General features: G+C 39.2%; 9 protein-coding genes and 3 pseudogenes. 7 read left to right on the forward strand and 5 right to left on the reverse strand.

The features are described 5' to 3' along the window. Positions 1–308: 308 nt before the first annotated feature. The gene (locus BHE89_RS23940; protein ID WP_171742538.1) at positions 309–476 is read right to left on the reverse strand and encodes a hypothetical protein; all 168 of its coding nucleotides are present in this window, start codon (positions 474–476) and stop codon (positions 309–311) included. A 140-nt stretch (positions 477–616) separates the two neighbouring features. Next, positions 617–1,996: a lysine-sensitive aspartokinase 3 gene (gene lysC / locus BHE89_RS18640; protein ID WP_069368335.1), complete on the reverse strand. Its 1,380-nt coding sequence runs from the start codon at positions 1,994–1,996 to the stop codon at positions 617–619. A gap of 265 nt (positions 1,997–2,261) precedes the next feature. Between lysC and pgi the strand changes: the two are divergent. The 3 genes and pseudogenes from pgi (at position 2,262) to ubiA (ending at position 5,530) form a co-directional block, all read left to right on the forward strand. Next, a pseudogene (pgi, locus tag BHE89_RS18645) lies at positions 2,262–3,909 on the forward strand (glucose-6-phosphate isomerase). Positions 3,910–4,130: 221 nt separating this feature from the next. Continuing rightward, positions 4,131–4,640: a chorismate lyase gene (gene ubiC / locus BHE89_RS18650; RefSeq protein WP_069368333.1), complete on the forward strand. Its 510-nt coding sequence runs from the start codon at positions 4,131–4,133 to the stop codon at positions 4,638–4,640. A 28-nt stretch (positions 4,641–4,668) separates the two neighbouring features. Further along, a pseudogene (gene ubiA / locus BHE89_RS18655) lies at positions 4,669–5,530 on the forward strand (4-hydroxybenzoate octaprenyltransferase). 97 nt (positions 5,531–5,627) lie between these two features. Here the strand turns inward: ubiA and plsB are convergent. Next, positions 5,628–8,111 carry a glycerol-3-phosphate 1-O-acyltransferase PlsB gene (gene plsB, locus BHE89_RS18660; protein WP_069368331.1) on the reverse strand — a complete coding sequence of 828 codons (2,484 nt, stop codon included), beginning with the start codon at positions 8,109–8,111 and terminating at the stop codon, positions 5,628–5,630. Positions 8,112–8,241: 130 nt separating this feature from the next. On the opposite strand from plsB, the gene BHE89_RS18665 reads away from it, so the two are divergent. The 3 genes and pseudogenes from BHE89_RS18665 (at position 8,242) to BHE89_RS18675 (ending at position 9,747) form a co-directional block, all read left to right on the forward strand. Further along, the gene (locus BHE89_RS18665) at positions 8,242–8,613 is read left to right on the forward strand and encodes a diacylglycerol kinase (RefSeq protein ID WP_006536373.1); all 372 of its coding nucleotides are present in this window, start codon (positions 8,242–8,244) and stop codon (positions 8,611–8,613) included. A 127-nt stretch (positions 8,614–8,740) separates the two neighbouring features. After that, the gene (gene lexA / locus BHE89_RS18670; RefSeq protein ID WP_069368330.1) at positions 8,741–9,352 is read left to right on the forward strand and encodes a transcriptional repressor LexA; all 612 of its coding nucleotides are present in this window, start codon (positions 8,741–8,743) and stop codon (positions 9,350–9,352) included. A gap of 162 nt (positions 9,353–9,514) precedes the next feature. Then, positions 9,515–9,747: pseudogene (locus BHE89_RS18675) on the forward strand (type II toxin-antitoxin system RelB/DinJ family antitoxin). A 23-nt stretch (positions 9,748–9,770) separates the two neighbouring features. On the opposite strand, the gene zur reads toward BHE89_RS18675, so the two are convergent. Further along, on the reverse strand, positions 9,771–10,301 hold the full coding sequence (zur, locus tag BHE89_RS18680) for a zinc uptake transcriptional repressor Zur (RefSeq protein ID WP_069368329.1): 531 nt from the start codon (positions 10,299–10,301) through the stop codon (positions 9,771–9,773). Between the two features lie 317 nt (positions 10,302–10,618). Continuing rightward, complete coding sequence (gene ssb1, locus BHE89_RS18685) at positions 10,619–11,146, reverse strand: single-stranded DNA-binding protein SSB1 (protein WP_069368328.1); 528 nt, start codon at positions 11,144–11,146, stop codon at positions 10,619–10,621. Between the two features lie 253 nt (positions 11,147–11,399). Between ssb1 and uvrA the strand changes: the two genes are divergently transcribed. Further along, a complete protein-coding gene (uvrA, locus tag BHE89_RS18690) occupies positions 11,400–14,234 on the forward strand; it encodes an excinuclease ABC subunit UvrA (protein WP_069368327.1) in 2,835 nt (944 codons plus the stop codon). Positions 14,235–14,592: the final 358 nt, after the last annotated feature.

The raw sequence follows: 14,592 nt of genomic DNA on the forward strand, positions 1-14,592 counted from the left end.
TGATTTCTTTTAATTTCTTATTGGGCCCTTTTATTTTATTAAATAGCTCTTCTTTGTTTTTTAAAAGAATTTCTTTTTTTACTTTTTTTTTACTTTTTTTTCACTTTTTTTTCACTTATTTCTTTTTATCTTTTTTCTTTTTTCAAAGTGTATTTTAAATAGAGTATTGTATTTTTTTTTATTATATAAAATATCTTTTATTTTTTGCAAAGATTATTTTATTTTCATCATGATTCAATACATTTTTGATCTAATAAATTATGATTTCTATATCTGGAGGACAAGGTTTTTTTTAGCTCAATTTTTTTTCAAAAATAGAGATTGTGTTTTTTCTCTACTGTTGTATAAATATGATTTGAATTTTCGATCGAGGAAAGCTGATTTTTTATCTCTTTTAAAATATTCTTTGCATTAGAAGATGTTATTTTTTCTGCATTGTTTTTAATAAAGCTACAAAGGTTATCACCGATTTTCATTTTTATTACTCCATTAATAAAATTAGATTTTAATTCTAATTATTATTCAATGAAGTGCTTTAAAACTTACACCTTATTCGATAATAAAGGTTGAATTTTGAGAGAGATAAAAATTATCTCTCTCCTCCAATATAACCTTATTAAAACAACGTATCATGTAATTTACGCACAATATTATCCGCATCTTTGCCATCAACTAATAAACATAAATTATGGGTACTTGCACCATGGCTAATCATACGAATATTGTAATCTTCTAATGTACCGAAAATTTTAATACCTAAACCATTCACTTGTGAAAGAGAATTACCAATCACGGCAACTAATGCCAGATCTTCTTCTACTTCAACACGGCATAATGCGGATAGTTCTGTTAAGAGTGCATTAGTTAATAAACTCCCTGATGCGCTGGTAGTGCCCGTTGTATCAAGGGTTAAAGCAATACTGACTTCAGATGTGGTTATCACATCAACCGAAATATGGTGGCGCGATAAAATGGTAAAAATTTCAGCCAAGAAGCCACGCGCATGAAGCATTTTCAAGCTATGTAATGTGAGTAATGTTTGCTTTCTACGCAGTGCAATTGCACGGAATACAGGCGGGTTTTCTGTTTGTGCACACACTAAAGTCCCCCCTTCTTCGGGTGCCTTGCTTGAGCCAACAAAAACAGGAATACCACTACGTACAGCCGGCAATAGTGTGGCAGGGTGCAAAATTTTAGCGCCAAAAGTTGCCATTTCAGCCGCTTCATCAAAGGCAATTTGATCAATACGATGTGCCTCGGGCACTATTCTTGGATCCGTGCTGTAAATACCGGGTACATCCGTCCAAATATCCACACGAGACATCTTGAGTGCTTCGCCAATCAGTGCCGCCGTATAGTCGCTACCACCACGTCCAAGCGTGGTGGTTCTTCCTTTTGGCTCTTGACCAATAAAACCTTGAGTGACAATCACGGTTTCGTCTAGACGAGGTTGGATCAGGCTTTGTGTGAGCTCGGTAAGCTGTGCCATATCGGGTTCAGCATGACAAAATAGATCATTCGTTTTCATCACTTTTCTGACATCAAACCAATCTGCCTGTATGCCTTTTTCACGCAATAATTCAACAAATAACAAGGTTGACATTAATTCACCGTGACTGACTAATTCGTCTGTCAATGCATCGGATGTGGCAAGTGACGCTGCTTCAGAGAGCATTTCAATATTCTCAAGCAGGCGATTTATTTCTTGAGAAATAATATCTGGCTGAGAAAGTTGGTTAATAATCGCATACTCAATATCACGAACTTGTGACAGCAAAGCTTCTCGTTGTGAAAGCTCCGTACCGGCTGCAAGTTCAATTAATAAATTAGTAATCCCTGCAGATGCCGAAAGAACGACGACACGAACTGACTTTTGTTTAAGAATAATATCTGCGCATTTTTCCATTGCTGAAAAGTTAGCAACACTGGTGCCACCAAATTTAGCAATAGTGTATGGCGATGATGCAGATGAAGGCGTAGCAGTATTATCAGTCATTGTCGTATTCCTTTAGGCAAAAATGAGATGTTGGACACACTTAGGAATATCGGTTATTAAGTAGAGAGTCAATGCAGAGTGAAGAATAATCAATTTAATTAATAATCAGCTCCGCATTATCGGTTTTACCTATGTAAGTAATTAGTACTAGATTTGTTGAATGGTTTTGACCAATATCATCAAATGAGAAAGAATTGACTGTAACTATTAAATGTCAGGCTACAATTTGAGAATATTAGATTGTAATCTTAAGAGAGTATTGTGAATGAAAAATATAAACCCGACCCAAACCCTAGCTTGGAAGGCATTAGAAAACCATTTTTCGGCGATCAAAAACACCGAGATGAAAACACTGTTTGCTCAGGAACCATCACGCTTTGAGCAATTTTCAAAAAACGTTTTCAGACCAAATTCTAGTGGATTTTTCAAAAAACCGTATAACGAAAGAAACATTAGAAAAATTACAGGCTTTGGCGAAGGAATGTGACGTTGAAGGTGCGATAAATAGCATGTTTACGGGTGAAAAAATCAACCGTACTGAAGATCGTGCTGTATTGCATACTGCATTACGTAATCGTAGCAATGCTCCCGTCATCGTCGATGGCAAAGATGTCATGCCAGAAGTGAATGCTGTGCTGAATAAAATGAAGATATTCAGTGAGCGAATTATTGGTGGTGAGTGGAAAGGTTATACCGGCAAGGCGATTACTGATGTTGTGAATATTGGTATTGGTGGTTCTGATCTCGGTCCTTATATGGTGACAGAAGCATTACGCCCGTATAAAAATCATCTTACTATGCATTTTGTTTCTAATGTTGATGGTACGCATATCGCGGAAACGCTGAAACAATGTGATCCTGAAACGACGTTATTCCTTATCGCATCAAAAACATTTACCACACAAGAGACCATGACAAATGCGCATTCAGCAAGAGATTGGTTCTTAGCCTCTGCGAAAGAGAGTGCATTTGTTGCTAAACACTTTGTGGCGTTATCCACAAACAGCACCGAAGTCGCAAAATTTGGCATTGATACTGCCAATATGTTTGAGTTCTGGGATTGGGTTGGTGGTCGTTATTCATTATGGTCAGCCATTGGCTTATCTATCGCATTATCTGTTGGTTATGACAACTTTGAGCAATTGCTGGAAGGTGCTCATGCTATGGATAACCACTTTAGAACAACAGAAGCTGAAAATAACATTCCAATGATCCTCGCGCTGATTGGCATTTGGTATAACAATTTTTTTGGCACAGAAACTGAAGCGATTCTGCCATACGACCAATACATGCATCGTTTTGCTGCTTACTTCCAACAAGGCAATATGGAATCTAATGGTAAGTATATTGATCGTGATGGAAACAAAGTCAATTATCAAACGGGTCCTATCATTTGGGGGGAGCCAGGTACAAACGGGCAACATGCATTTTACCAATTGATCCACCAAGGGACAAAAATCATCCCTTGTGATTTTATTGCACCTGCCATTAGTCATAACCCACTGTCAGATCATCACGCAAAACTGATGTCTAACTTCTTTGCTCAAACAGAAGCGCTCGCTTTTGGTAAAACGCGTGAGCAAGTTGATGCGGAATTTGCCGCAGCAGGAAAAGATCCTAAAACCATGGAGTATGTTGCACCTTTCAAAGTGTTCGAAGGTAATCGCCCAACTAACTCTATTCTGCTAAAAGAAATTACGCCTTATTCATTAGGTGCCTTGATTGCAATGTATGAACATAAGATCTTTGTACAAGGTGTTATTTTCAATATCTTCACGTTTGACCAGTGGGGGGTTGAATTAGGTAAACAGCTAGCTAACTGTATTCTTCCTGAATTGAAAGGTAAGGAAAGTGTTAACAGCCATGATAGCTCAACAAATAATCTAATCAATCGTTATAAAGCATGGCGTTAATCGAATAAACTGAATATAAGTAGTTGGTTAGGTAAAAAGGAGGTTCTTATAACCTCCTTTGTTTTTTGTTTAGTTAGTACTCAATCTAATTTTCTTTTAACGCTTTTTTAGATTATTTATGCGAAATGTTATCAGCTTTTAACTTCCATTAGTCACATCATGATATCCTTATGCATCATGACTCACATAAGCTAGGATCATCAAAGCGTGATGATGAATAAATGTTCAAAAAATCAATAATTACTCCTGCACCTATCCATTGGCTACCCAGTGAGGAACATGCAAGTATTCAGGAAAGTACATTAAGTTGGTTAATGGAATTAGGTTCAATGACACGGCGATTTGAACAACATTGCCAAAAAGTTACCGTAATGCCTTATCAAGAAGGATTTATTGACATTATTGAACCCGCTGATGAAAGTGCGTGTTTACCTAAAAGTCAGCGTTATTGGTTAAGAGAAGTGGTATTGTGTGGTGACGATATTCCTTGGTTATTAGGGCGGACGTTAGTACCAGAAGAGACATTGACAGGTGAAGATAGAAAACTGGTCAATCTAAGAACCGTTCCTCTTGGGCGTTATCTGTTTCAGGAAACAACCTTACGTCGCGATTTTATTCATATCGGGCAACAAAATGGGAATTGGCTACGTCGTTCTCGTTTCCAGCTTTCAGATAAACCTTTATTATTAACCGAGATGTTTCTGCCTGCATCACCTGTGTATGAGAAGTAATTAGGGGGAGCTAAAATTGGAGGGAAGTATGACGCAAAGTAAATGGCAAGCATATAGCCGTTTAATGCGTATAGATAAACCTATCGGAGCGCTATTATTACTTTGGCCAACTTATTGGGCTTTATGGATTGCTGCTAAAGGCTTTCCTGATTGGCATATTCTGATTGTCTTTACTATTGGCGTGTTCTCTATGCGTGCCGCTGGGTGTGTAATAAACGACTTTGCTGACCGGAAAATTGATGGCAGTGTTGAACGAACTAAAAATCGACCATTACCTAGTGGGGCGGTGACAGAAAAAGAGAGTAAAATTTTATTTCTCGTGTTGGTACTCTTGTCTTTTGCATTAGTCCTAACACTGAATACCATGACTATTTGGCTCTCTGTCGCAGGGCTTGCACTCGCATGGTTTTATCCCTTCGTTAAACGGTTTAGTAATTTACCTCAGCTTATTTTAGGTATGGCTTTTGGTTGGTCAATCCCGATGGGATTTGCAGCTGTCTCTGAAAGTTTGCCATTAGTGTGCTGGCTATTATTTCTTGTCAATATTGTCTGGTCTGTTGTTTACGATACGCAATATGCAATGGTTGATCGTAATGATGATATAAAAATAGGGGTTAAATCTACCGCCATTTTATTCGGTCGTTATGACAAAATTATTATTGGTATTTTACAACTGGTGATGTTGGCATTATTAGTGGGTATCGGTATTTTACTGAATCTGAAAGGTATCTACTACTGGTCAATATTGTTAGTAACCGCTCTGTTTTATTTATCAACAGAAGCTTATTGCAGAGCGGGAAAGAGCTCCGTGTTTTCAAGCTTTTATGAATAATAACTATGTTGGATTTGTTTTATTTGCAGGTATTTTATTTAGTTATTTTTTAAGGTAAGTAAGCGCTAAAGTATTCTCTATTATTAAGTAGAAATAAAAAGGGATAAGCAATGAGCTTATCCCTTTTCTATTTCGGTCATGGCGATATTTACTGATTATTCGTCAGCGTTAGGCTCACTCTTTTCGTTAACAGGGGGGACTGAATTGTTATCTTCAGTGATCCCCACGCTTTCAATGGTTAAGCGAATTTCTGGAGACATTAATTTTGCAATCACTTGGTAAAGGGTTGATGCATCTGCTTTTAGGATATCGTCATTATCATTGAGATACCCTTCTTCACGTAGTGTTGAAACTAAGGTAGAGAATACCGCTTTATCAAAGAATTCAGGTGCGTTGATACCATGCAAGACGGAAAGACGTTGTGCCAAGATACGGCTCTCTTTTTCCAATAGTACACGGCTAATTTCAGGCGCAAAATTGAGTAAAGAGAGTGTAATGCCATAGCGTTGTAGTGTTTCTCTGACGCTGGCAGCTAAAAGCTGTAATGGGCGGATACGCGCTGGGTTGATACGTAGTAAGCCATCACTATCACAACAAATAAGGCGCTGACGGCACAATTCTGCAATCAAAGTATTAATGACTTCAGGGAGTTCTTCTTTCTCATAACGAATAAATAGTTCTGCCTTAATAAGAGGAAAGATTAGCTCAACTTGTTTCATTAAATCATCACGATGAATTTTTTCATGATGTAAGACGATACTTGCAATTAATGACGGGGTGACCATTAAGTGAATTGTGTTATTACGGTAATAAGTCATTAATACCGCACTTTCACGAGGAAGTACCACAATATCACCCAGACTGTCTTTTTCGACTTGGAATTTATCTGATTGTAGGGCGTGCTCTAATAAAGTTTTAGCATTTTTATCTGGCACGATCATCTCTGTCGAATAAGGCACATTGCGTAATAATTGCAGATAACAATCAACTTGTTCTAACAGTTGCTCTCTTGTTAGTGCGCGCTGACGTGATGCTAACAAGGCTGTTGAGACAAGGTTGATCGCATTAATAGATGCTGCATTATTGATGTGAACCATAATGTTATCAGCCAGTGTACTTACGGTTGGATTTAACCAACTTGGGCGTTGTGGCTCAATGGGATCAATATCATCACGCCATTGTGGTACAGCCTGATTTAAATATTGTACAACAGAAATCGGCTCACCAAAGTTCACATAACCTTGACCCAGGTTACGTAATTTACGTAACCCTCTGACCATCTGCATAAAGCCTTCTTTCTCTTTTGTTGCGCCACGTAACTCTTTGGCATAGGTTGCCACTTCCATAACGTGTTCGTACCCAATGTAAATTGGAACAACAGAGATAGGGCGTGTTTCACCGCGTAACATGGCTTGTACTGTCATTGAAAGTGTTCCTGTTTTAGGATCTAACAATCGACCTGTACGAGAGCGTCCACCTTCAACGAAATATTCAATGGAGTAGCCACGTGTAAATAACTCACCTAAATATTCGCGGAAAATAGTGGAGTAAAGCTTATTGCCTTTAAAGGTTCTTCGGATAAAGAAAGCCCCTAAACGGCGGAAAATAGGACCTGCTGGCCAGAAATTGAGGTTAATACCTGCTGCGATATGTGGTGGTACTAAACCTTGATGATAAAGCACATAGGAAAGTAGTAAATAGTCCATGTGGCTACGGTGACAAGGAACATAAACGATTTCATGCCCATCTTGCGCGAGTTTACGTACTCGTTCGGCATTATAAACGTTGATACCTTGGTAGAGCTTATTCCATGTCCAACTTAATACGCGATCACTAATACGCACCGCTTCATATGAGAAATTAGCAGCAATTTCTTCCATGATATCTGTGGCATTTTTACGCGCTTTATCAAGTGAGATTTTCTTCGCTTTTGATTCATCTTCAATCGCTTTTTCAATGGCTTTTGAAGAAAGCAATTTATTGAAGAGATCTTGGCGTGCTGGCAATTTAGGGCCAACAGCCGCTAAACGTTGGCGTGAGAAGTGGATACGAGCAACACGGGCAAGTTTTCGAGCTATACTGGTGTCAGTACCGTGTTCGTTCGCCATTTCACGCATTGATACTGTGGGCGAAAAACGAACAAAACTATCACGACCTAACCAGAGGATAGCAATAAATTTCTGGATACCATTAAGCACGCGTAAATGGGGAACGCCATTATGACCTTCACGACCTGGAGAGCGTCCAAACATCACTGAAACCGGCAACATCTCAATATCAAGATGTGGGTTATTACGATGTGCATCAAGATAAGCATGGAACGTCTTCACGGAATCTTTACGAGGATCGGGGGAGTAGTAACGGAATACTCTTGGGCCGTCATCAATAAAGACATACGCAGGAAGTTTAGTTCCTCCGATCTCAATAGGTTGCAGCGGATCAGGCAATCCTAAAGAGAGACACTGCTGTCTTAATGTCAGTAAGTCAGCCTTTGAATGATAAGGCAGAACATAAAGGAAAGATCGCGACGTATCTAACCCTAATTCAGTGATAGGATCAGTCGGAACTCGTTTACTTTTTACCAGTAATTTTAGTGGTAAATTCAATGTGTTATAATATAGTTTACGCCAAGCTGACATAAATAGTTGTAGCCTCTTATTAGCAATACTTCGAAAGCATAACAGAAAGTCTTTCGTAGATCTGTGGTGCTGTGACAATATTAATAGAGAAAAGTGGCAAAATAATCGTTTGTTTTCGATAGAGTTTATTATGGCTAATCAAAATAAAGGTCTTACCCGAATCATCAAAGCTGGTGGCTATTCATATAAAGGCATTCGTGCCGCTTGGATTAATGAAGCCGCTTTTAGACAAGAAGCGATTGTGACCTTGGTTGCAATTATCCTTTCATTTTTCATCGATGTCAGTGGTCTAGAGCGCATTTTACTCATTGGTTCCGTTGTATTGGTTGTGATCTTGGAACTGGTAAATAGTGCAATAGAAGCCGTTGTCGATCGAATTGGATCTGAATACCACGAATTATCCGGACGTGCAAAAGATATGGGTTCTGCTGCCGTGTTGATTGCTATTATATTGGGATTATTTACTTGGGTAACCATTCTTTGGGGGCATTTCTTCGCATAAAGTTAAAAAAATCGATTTTTGTCGAAAAATAATCCAAAGATGCGTGTTTTATATTCATTTAAGGTTTCAAATCATCATATACCTGTATATACTCACAGTTTGACTGTATAAACAAACAGGGGGCGGAATGAAAGCATTAACTGCAAGGCAGCAGCAGGTTTACGATTTGGTTCGTGATCACATTTCGCAAACGGGTATGCCACCAACACGGGCTGAAATAGCTTCCCAACTTGGGTTTCGCTCACCAAATGCGGCAGAAGAGCACTTAAAAGCTCTTGCTCGTAAAGGCGTGATAGAAATTGTCTCTGGTGCATCCAGAGGTATCCGTTTGCTAATGGAAGAAGAGCCAGAAGGGTTGCCATTAATTGGGCGAGTTGCTGCGGGTGAACCGCTTTTAGCGCAAGAGCATATTGAAAGCCATTATCAAGTTGACCCAATGCTATTTAAACCAAGTGCCGATTTTTTATTGCGCGTTAATGGTATGTCAATGAAAGATATCGGTATTATGGATGGTGATTTACTTGCCGTGCATAAAACGCAAGATGTTCACAACGGGCAAGTTATTGTGGCTCGCATTGAAGATGAAGTGACAGTAAAACGCTTTAAGAAAAGCGGTAATAAAATTGAACTTCATGCAGAAAACCCAGAGTTTTCACCTATTATCGTCGACTTACGCGAACAAAACTTTACTGTAGAAGGTTTAGCCGTTGGCGTTATTCGTAACGGCGAATGGCTATAATTTGTACCAAAGTAAGTCAATACAACTTATTTTTACAAGATGCAGATGATCTGTAAAAACACAAAATCATCTGCATTTTTTATTATTTTAATTTGTATAAAAAAACACCACTGCACGACAAATGTCATTACAATATGATAAGTTTTAATTACAGAGGTGTTTATGACAACAATAGAAGCTAGAGTAGACGATGAGCTAAAAAAAGAAGCTTATCAACATGTTGAAAAATGAACTTATCTCCTTCAGATGCGATAAGATTGTTTCTACGTTATGTTGCTGAAAATGAAAAGTTACCTTTCTCTGAACTTTTTGTCGTTGTTGGTGAACAAGATGAAGATAAGGATATTTTAGCTAATGAGAATGCAAAAGTAGAACACGTATTAGCCAGCATTTAGCTGGCTTTCTGTATTTTATAGGCTCAGCGAGGCTTATAGTCACCGGTTTTTTTCTGCTTAAGATTATCATCCATACTATGGTCATGATGACAACCTTCAGGATGGGTACACTCTTGTGCTTCGTGGCACTGTGAACACAATCCATGAATTTCGATGACGCTATGTCGTAAATGAAATCCACTCTCTTTTGCCAGCGATGAAATCGCATCTTCGATTTTATGGCTATTTTTTTCAGTGACAGATAAACAGCGGTCACAAATTAGCATGACTGACGTATGTTCGACATCATCAAAATGATGACAAAGTACATAACTGTTGGTGGATTCTATTTTATGGATAAATCCTTGCTCAAGTAAAAACTCTAACCCGCGATAGACCGTGGGGGGTTTTGCTTGTGGCTCAACTTGGCGTAATAAATCCAATAAGTCGTATGCGCTGATAGCAGATGGTTGCTGCATTATCAGACGTAATACTGCCAGACGTTGTGAAGTCAGGCGAACACCTCGTTTCTGGCAGATCTTTTCTGCCTGAGCGAGCAATTTCTCTTCATTCATGGGGATAAGATGCTCTCAGACGTTGTTAATAACACAGATCTTATCATATTTTTCAAGAGTAAACCTTTGTGTAAAGTGGGGTTTTATAAAAATAACTGTGGAATTATGCTCTTTTTAAAAAGATCTGTTGTTAGTTTTTCCTATGTAAAATAAGTGGGTTTACATAGAGAAAATAGCTTTATCCGATGCGCCGTAAAACCCCGTTCTTCAGTTCATTGAGGGCGGGGAGGATGTTAATGGTGGTATGTAATGATGATGAGCAACAAAAACCCAGCCTAAGCTGGGTTAATTTTTTGATATTCTTAAGATAAGCTATCTTAGAACGGAATATCGTCATCAAAATCCATTGGTGGTTCATTACTTGGTGCGGGTGCTGCTGCAGGTTGTTGTGCTGGACGAGATGGTGCACCACCGCTAAATTGTTGTGATGCTTGTGGCTGTTGTGGTTGCCCCCAACCGCCTTGACCACCTTGTGAAGGCGCGCTATCTTGACCACCACGGCCACCTAACATCTGCATTGTGCCGCCAATGTTAACAACAACTTCAGTGCTATATCTGTCTTGACCGCTTTGGTCTTGCCATTTACGTGTTTGTAATTGACCTTCGATATACACTTGTGAACCTTTACGCAGATATTCGCCTGCAATTTCCGCTAACTTGCCGAAAATTACCACACGGTGCCACTCGGTTTTTTCTTTCATTTCACCGGTTTGTTTATCGCGCCAGCTTTCTGAAGTTGCCAGTGTTAGGTTAGCAACTGCACCGCCACTTGGCATATAACGGATTTCTGGATCCTGCCCTAAATTACCGATAAGAATAACTTTGTTTACGCCTCTGCTCGCCATGTGAGGTACTCCTGCGAAAGTAAATTTTTTGAAATCATAAGCGAATAAGTTTATCACGTACGCTAAAATTTGAATATGACGAGTAATGAATTTCTCATTTGTGAACATTGTCGACATTTTTTTTGTCTCAAAATGACAGGTTTACATCATCATTCAATTTCACTATATATACTGTATATCCATTCAGTTAACTTTGTGTCATAATTATCCGATTATTTCTTTTTCGGCGACTCTCTCAATCCGGGATATGTTCATGGATAAAATCGAAGTACGGGGCGCTCGCACCCATAATCTAAAAAATATCAATTTGGTCATTCCTCGCGATAAACTTATTGTTATTACGGGACTTTCTGGCTCAGGTAAATCCTCATTAGCTTTTGATACGCTTTATGCAGAAGGGCAACGACGTTATGTTGAATCACTTTCTGCCTATGCTCGTCAGTTTCTTTCATTGATGGAAAAGCCTGATGTTGATCATATTGAAGGTTTATCTCCCGCTATTTCAATTGAGCAGAAATCGACGTCACATAATCCGCGTTCGACAGTGGGAACGATTACAGAGATCCACGACTATCTGCGCCTCTTATTTGCGCGTGTTGGTGAGCCTCGTTGTCCTGATCACGATATTCCATTGGCTGCTCAAACAGTTAGCCAAATGGTTGATAATGTACTAGAGCGACCAGAAGGCCAACGTTTAATGTTGTTAGCGCCTGTGGTGAAAGAGCGTAAAGGCGAGCATATCAAGCTACTGAATAATCTTGCTGCCCAAGGTTATATTCGTGCACGTATTGACGGTGAAGTGTGCGATCTCTCTGATCCGCCGACATTAGAATTACAGAAAAAACACACTATTGAAGTCGTGATTGACCGCTTTAAAGTTCGTGACGATCTAGCTCAACGTTTAGCAGAATCTTTTGAAACCGCATTAGAGCTTTCTGGTGGTACTGCCGTTATCTCTGATATGGATGATAGTAATGCAGATGATATTGTTTTCTCTGCAAATTTTGCTTGCCCAGTTTGTGGTTATAGTATGAGCGAGCTAGAACCGCGTTTATTCTCCTTTAATAACCCTGCTGGCGCTTGTCCAACTTGTGATGGTTTAGGTGTTCAGCAATTTTTTGATCCTGAGTTAGTGATCCAAAATAGAGAAATCTCACTTGCTGGTGGTGCAATTAAAGGATGGGATCGCCGTAACTTCTACTATTTCCAAATGCTTCGCTCATTGGGTGAACACTATCATTTTGATGTTGAAGCCCCTTTTGATTCGTTACCAGATAATATTCAAAAAGTCATTTTAACGGGGTCTGGCAAAGAGAATATTGAATTTAAATATACAAACGATCGTGGTGATGTTGTTGTTCGTCATCATCCTTTTGAAGGTGTATTAAATAATATGGAACGCCGTTACCGCGAGACTGAATCTAGTGCGGTACGCGAAGAGCTTTCTAAATATATTAGTAACCGCCCTTGCGCTTCTTGTGGTGGTACAAGGTTACGCCGAGAAGCGCGTCATGTGTATGTTGAAAATACGACATTACCTGAAATAGCAGATTACAGTATTGGTCATGCAATGACCTTTTTCCAAAATCTAAAATTGAGCGGTCAGCGTGCAAAGATTGCAGAAAAAGTCTTAAAAGAGATTGGTGACCGATTAAAATTCTTGGTCAATGTGGGATTAAATTACCTCACACTTTCTCGCTCAGCAGAAACGTTATCTGGTGGTGAAGCACAACGTATTCGTTTAGCGAGTCAGATTGGAGCGGGATTAGTTGGCGTTATGTATGTATTGGATGAACCTTCAATTGGGTTACATCAACGAGATAACGATCGCCTACTTGAAACGTTGATCCACTTACGTAATTTGGGTAACACGGTGATCGTTGTTGAGCATGATGAAGACGCCATCCGTGCTGCTGATCATATTATTGATATTGGTCCTGGTGCGGGTGTTCATGGTGGTGAAATTGTCGCTCAAGGGACACTTGATGATATTATTAATAACCCGAATTCATTAACGGGGAAATTCTTAAGTGGTGAACGTCGTATCGCAATTCCAGAACAACGAGTGCCTGTTGATCGCGAAAAAATGCTGACCATTCTGGGCGCGAAAGGCAATAACTTAAAAAATGTAAATCTAAAATTACCCGTAGGTTTATTTACCTGTATTACGGGTGTTTCAGGATCAGGTAAATCAACGCTGATCAACGATACGTTATTCCCTATTGCACAACGTCAATTAAATGGGGCTACAAATAGTGTTCCTGCACCTTATTTAGATGTTGAAGGGTTAGAATATTTCGATAAAGTTATTGATATTAACCAAAGCCCAATTGGCCGTACTCCTCGTTCAAACCCTGCAACTTATACCGGTGTCTTTACTCCTATTCGTGAGCTCTTTGCGGGGGTTCCTGAGTCTCGTACTCGTGGTTATACACCGGGTCGGTTCAGTTTCAACGTAAAAGGGGGGCGTTGTGAGGCTTGCCAAGGTGATGGCGTTTTAAAAGTTGAAATGCATTTCTTACCTGATGTGTATGTCCCCTGTGATCAATGTAAAGGTCAGCGTTATAACCGTGAAACTCTTGAAGTTAAATACAAAGGAAAAAATATTCACGAAGCGTTAGAGATGACCATTGAAGAGGCGAGAGCGTTTTTTGATGCAGTCCCTGCATTGGCTCGTAAACTACAAACATTGATTGATGTTGGCCTTTCTTATATTCGCTTAGGGCAATCAGCGACCACGTTATCGGGCGGTGAAGCACAGCGAGTTAAGTTAGCAAAAGAGTTATCAAAACGGGGGACGGGACAGACTCTCTATATTCTTGATGAGCCGACAACAGGGCTTCATTTTGCTGATATTGAGTTGTTGCTTGAAGTGCTTCATCAGTTACGCGATCAGGGTAACACCATCGTTGTTATTGAGCATAATCTTGATGTGATCAAAACAGCAGACTGGATAGTGGATCTTGGTCCTGAAGGCGGAAGTGGTGGTGGACAAATTTTAGTCTCTGGCACACCAGAGCAAGTTGCAGAGTTTGAAGGATCACATACTGCAAGATTTTTAAAACCAATCTTAGAGCGTGGCTATTAAGAGCACGCTACTTATTCCCTTATGATCTAAGCGCTACGGACAATAAATGTTTACTGTTTGTAGCGCACCTTTCTTCAAGAAAAGTAAATCCATCGAGTATGATAGAATTTAATTCTATCAAAAAAGAATTCTCTTTTGGCGATACACTCCCATATCTATTTTTATCTTATTAGTCGCCTTATTTTTATAAAAAGTAGATTAAAGGGTTAATTATGCTTGTTTTGGTAACGGTATTTTAACTAAATACGAGATAACAAAGCTAAATAGAAAGGATTATCAATAGTATATCGTGATGGACAGCACAGTTTATTTGGTGATTTGTTTCAATTGTTATACTTGACTATTATTGTATAACAAT

Origin of the sequence: Shigella sp. FC1967 (genome assembly GCF_001743005.1) — a bacterium.
Taxonomy (GTDB): domain Bacteria; phylum Pseudomonadota; class Gammaproteobacteria; order Enterobacterales; family Enterobacteriaceae; genus Proteus.

Bases quoted from the DNA above. Each gene is read 5' to 3' on its own strand.
- lysC (WP_069368335.1), bottom strand. From the start codon at position 1,996: ATGACTGATAATACTGCTACGCCTTCATCTGCATCATCGCCATACACT.
- ssb1 (WP_069368328.1), bottom strand. From the start codon at position 11,146: ATGGCGAGCAGAGGCGTAAACAAAGTTATTCTTATCGGTAATTTAGGG.
- plsB (WP_069368331.1), bottom strand. From the start codon at position 8,111: ATGTCAGCTTGGCGTAAACTATATTATAACACATTGAATTTACCACTA.
- uvrA (WP_069368327.1), top strand. From the start codon at position 11,400: ATGGATAAAATCGAAGTACGGGGCGCTCGCACCCATAATCTAAAAAAT.
- ubiC (WP_069368333.1), top strand. From the start codon at position 4,131: ATGTTCAAAAAATCAATAATTACTCCTGCACCTATCCATTGGCTACCC.
- zur (WP_069368329.1), bottom strand. From the start codon at position 10,301: ATGAATGAAGAGAAATTGCTCGCTCAGGCAGAAAAGATCTGCCAGAAA.
- BHE89_RS23940 (WP_171742538.1), bottom strand. From the start codon at position 476: ATGAAAATCGGTGATAACCTTTGTAGCTTTATTAAAAACAATGCAGAA.
- BHE89_RS18665 (WP_006536373.1), top strand. From the start codon at position 8,242: ATGGCTAATCAAAATAAAGGTCTTACCCGAATCATCAAAGCTGGTGGC.
- lexA (WP_069368330.1), top strand. From the start codon at position 8,741: ATGAAAGCATTAACTGCAAGGCAGCAGCAGGTTTACGATTTGGTTCGT.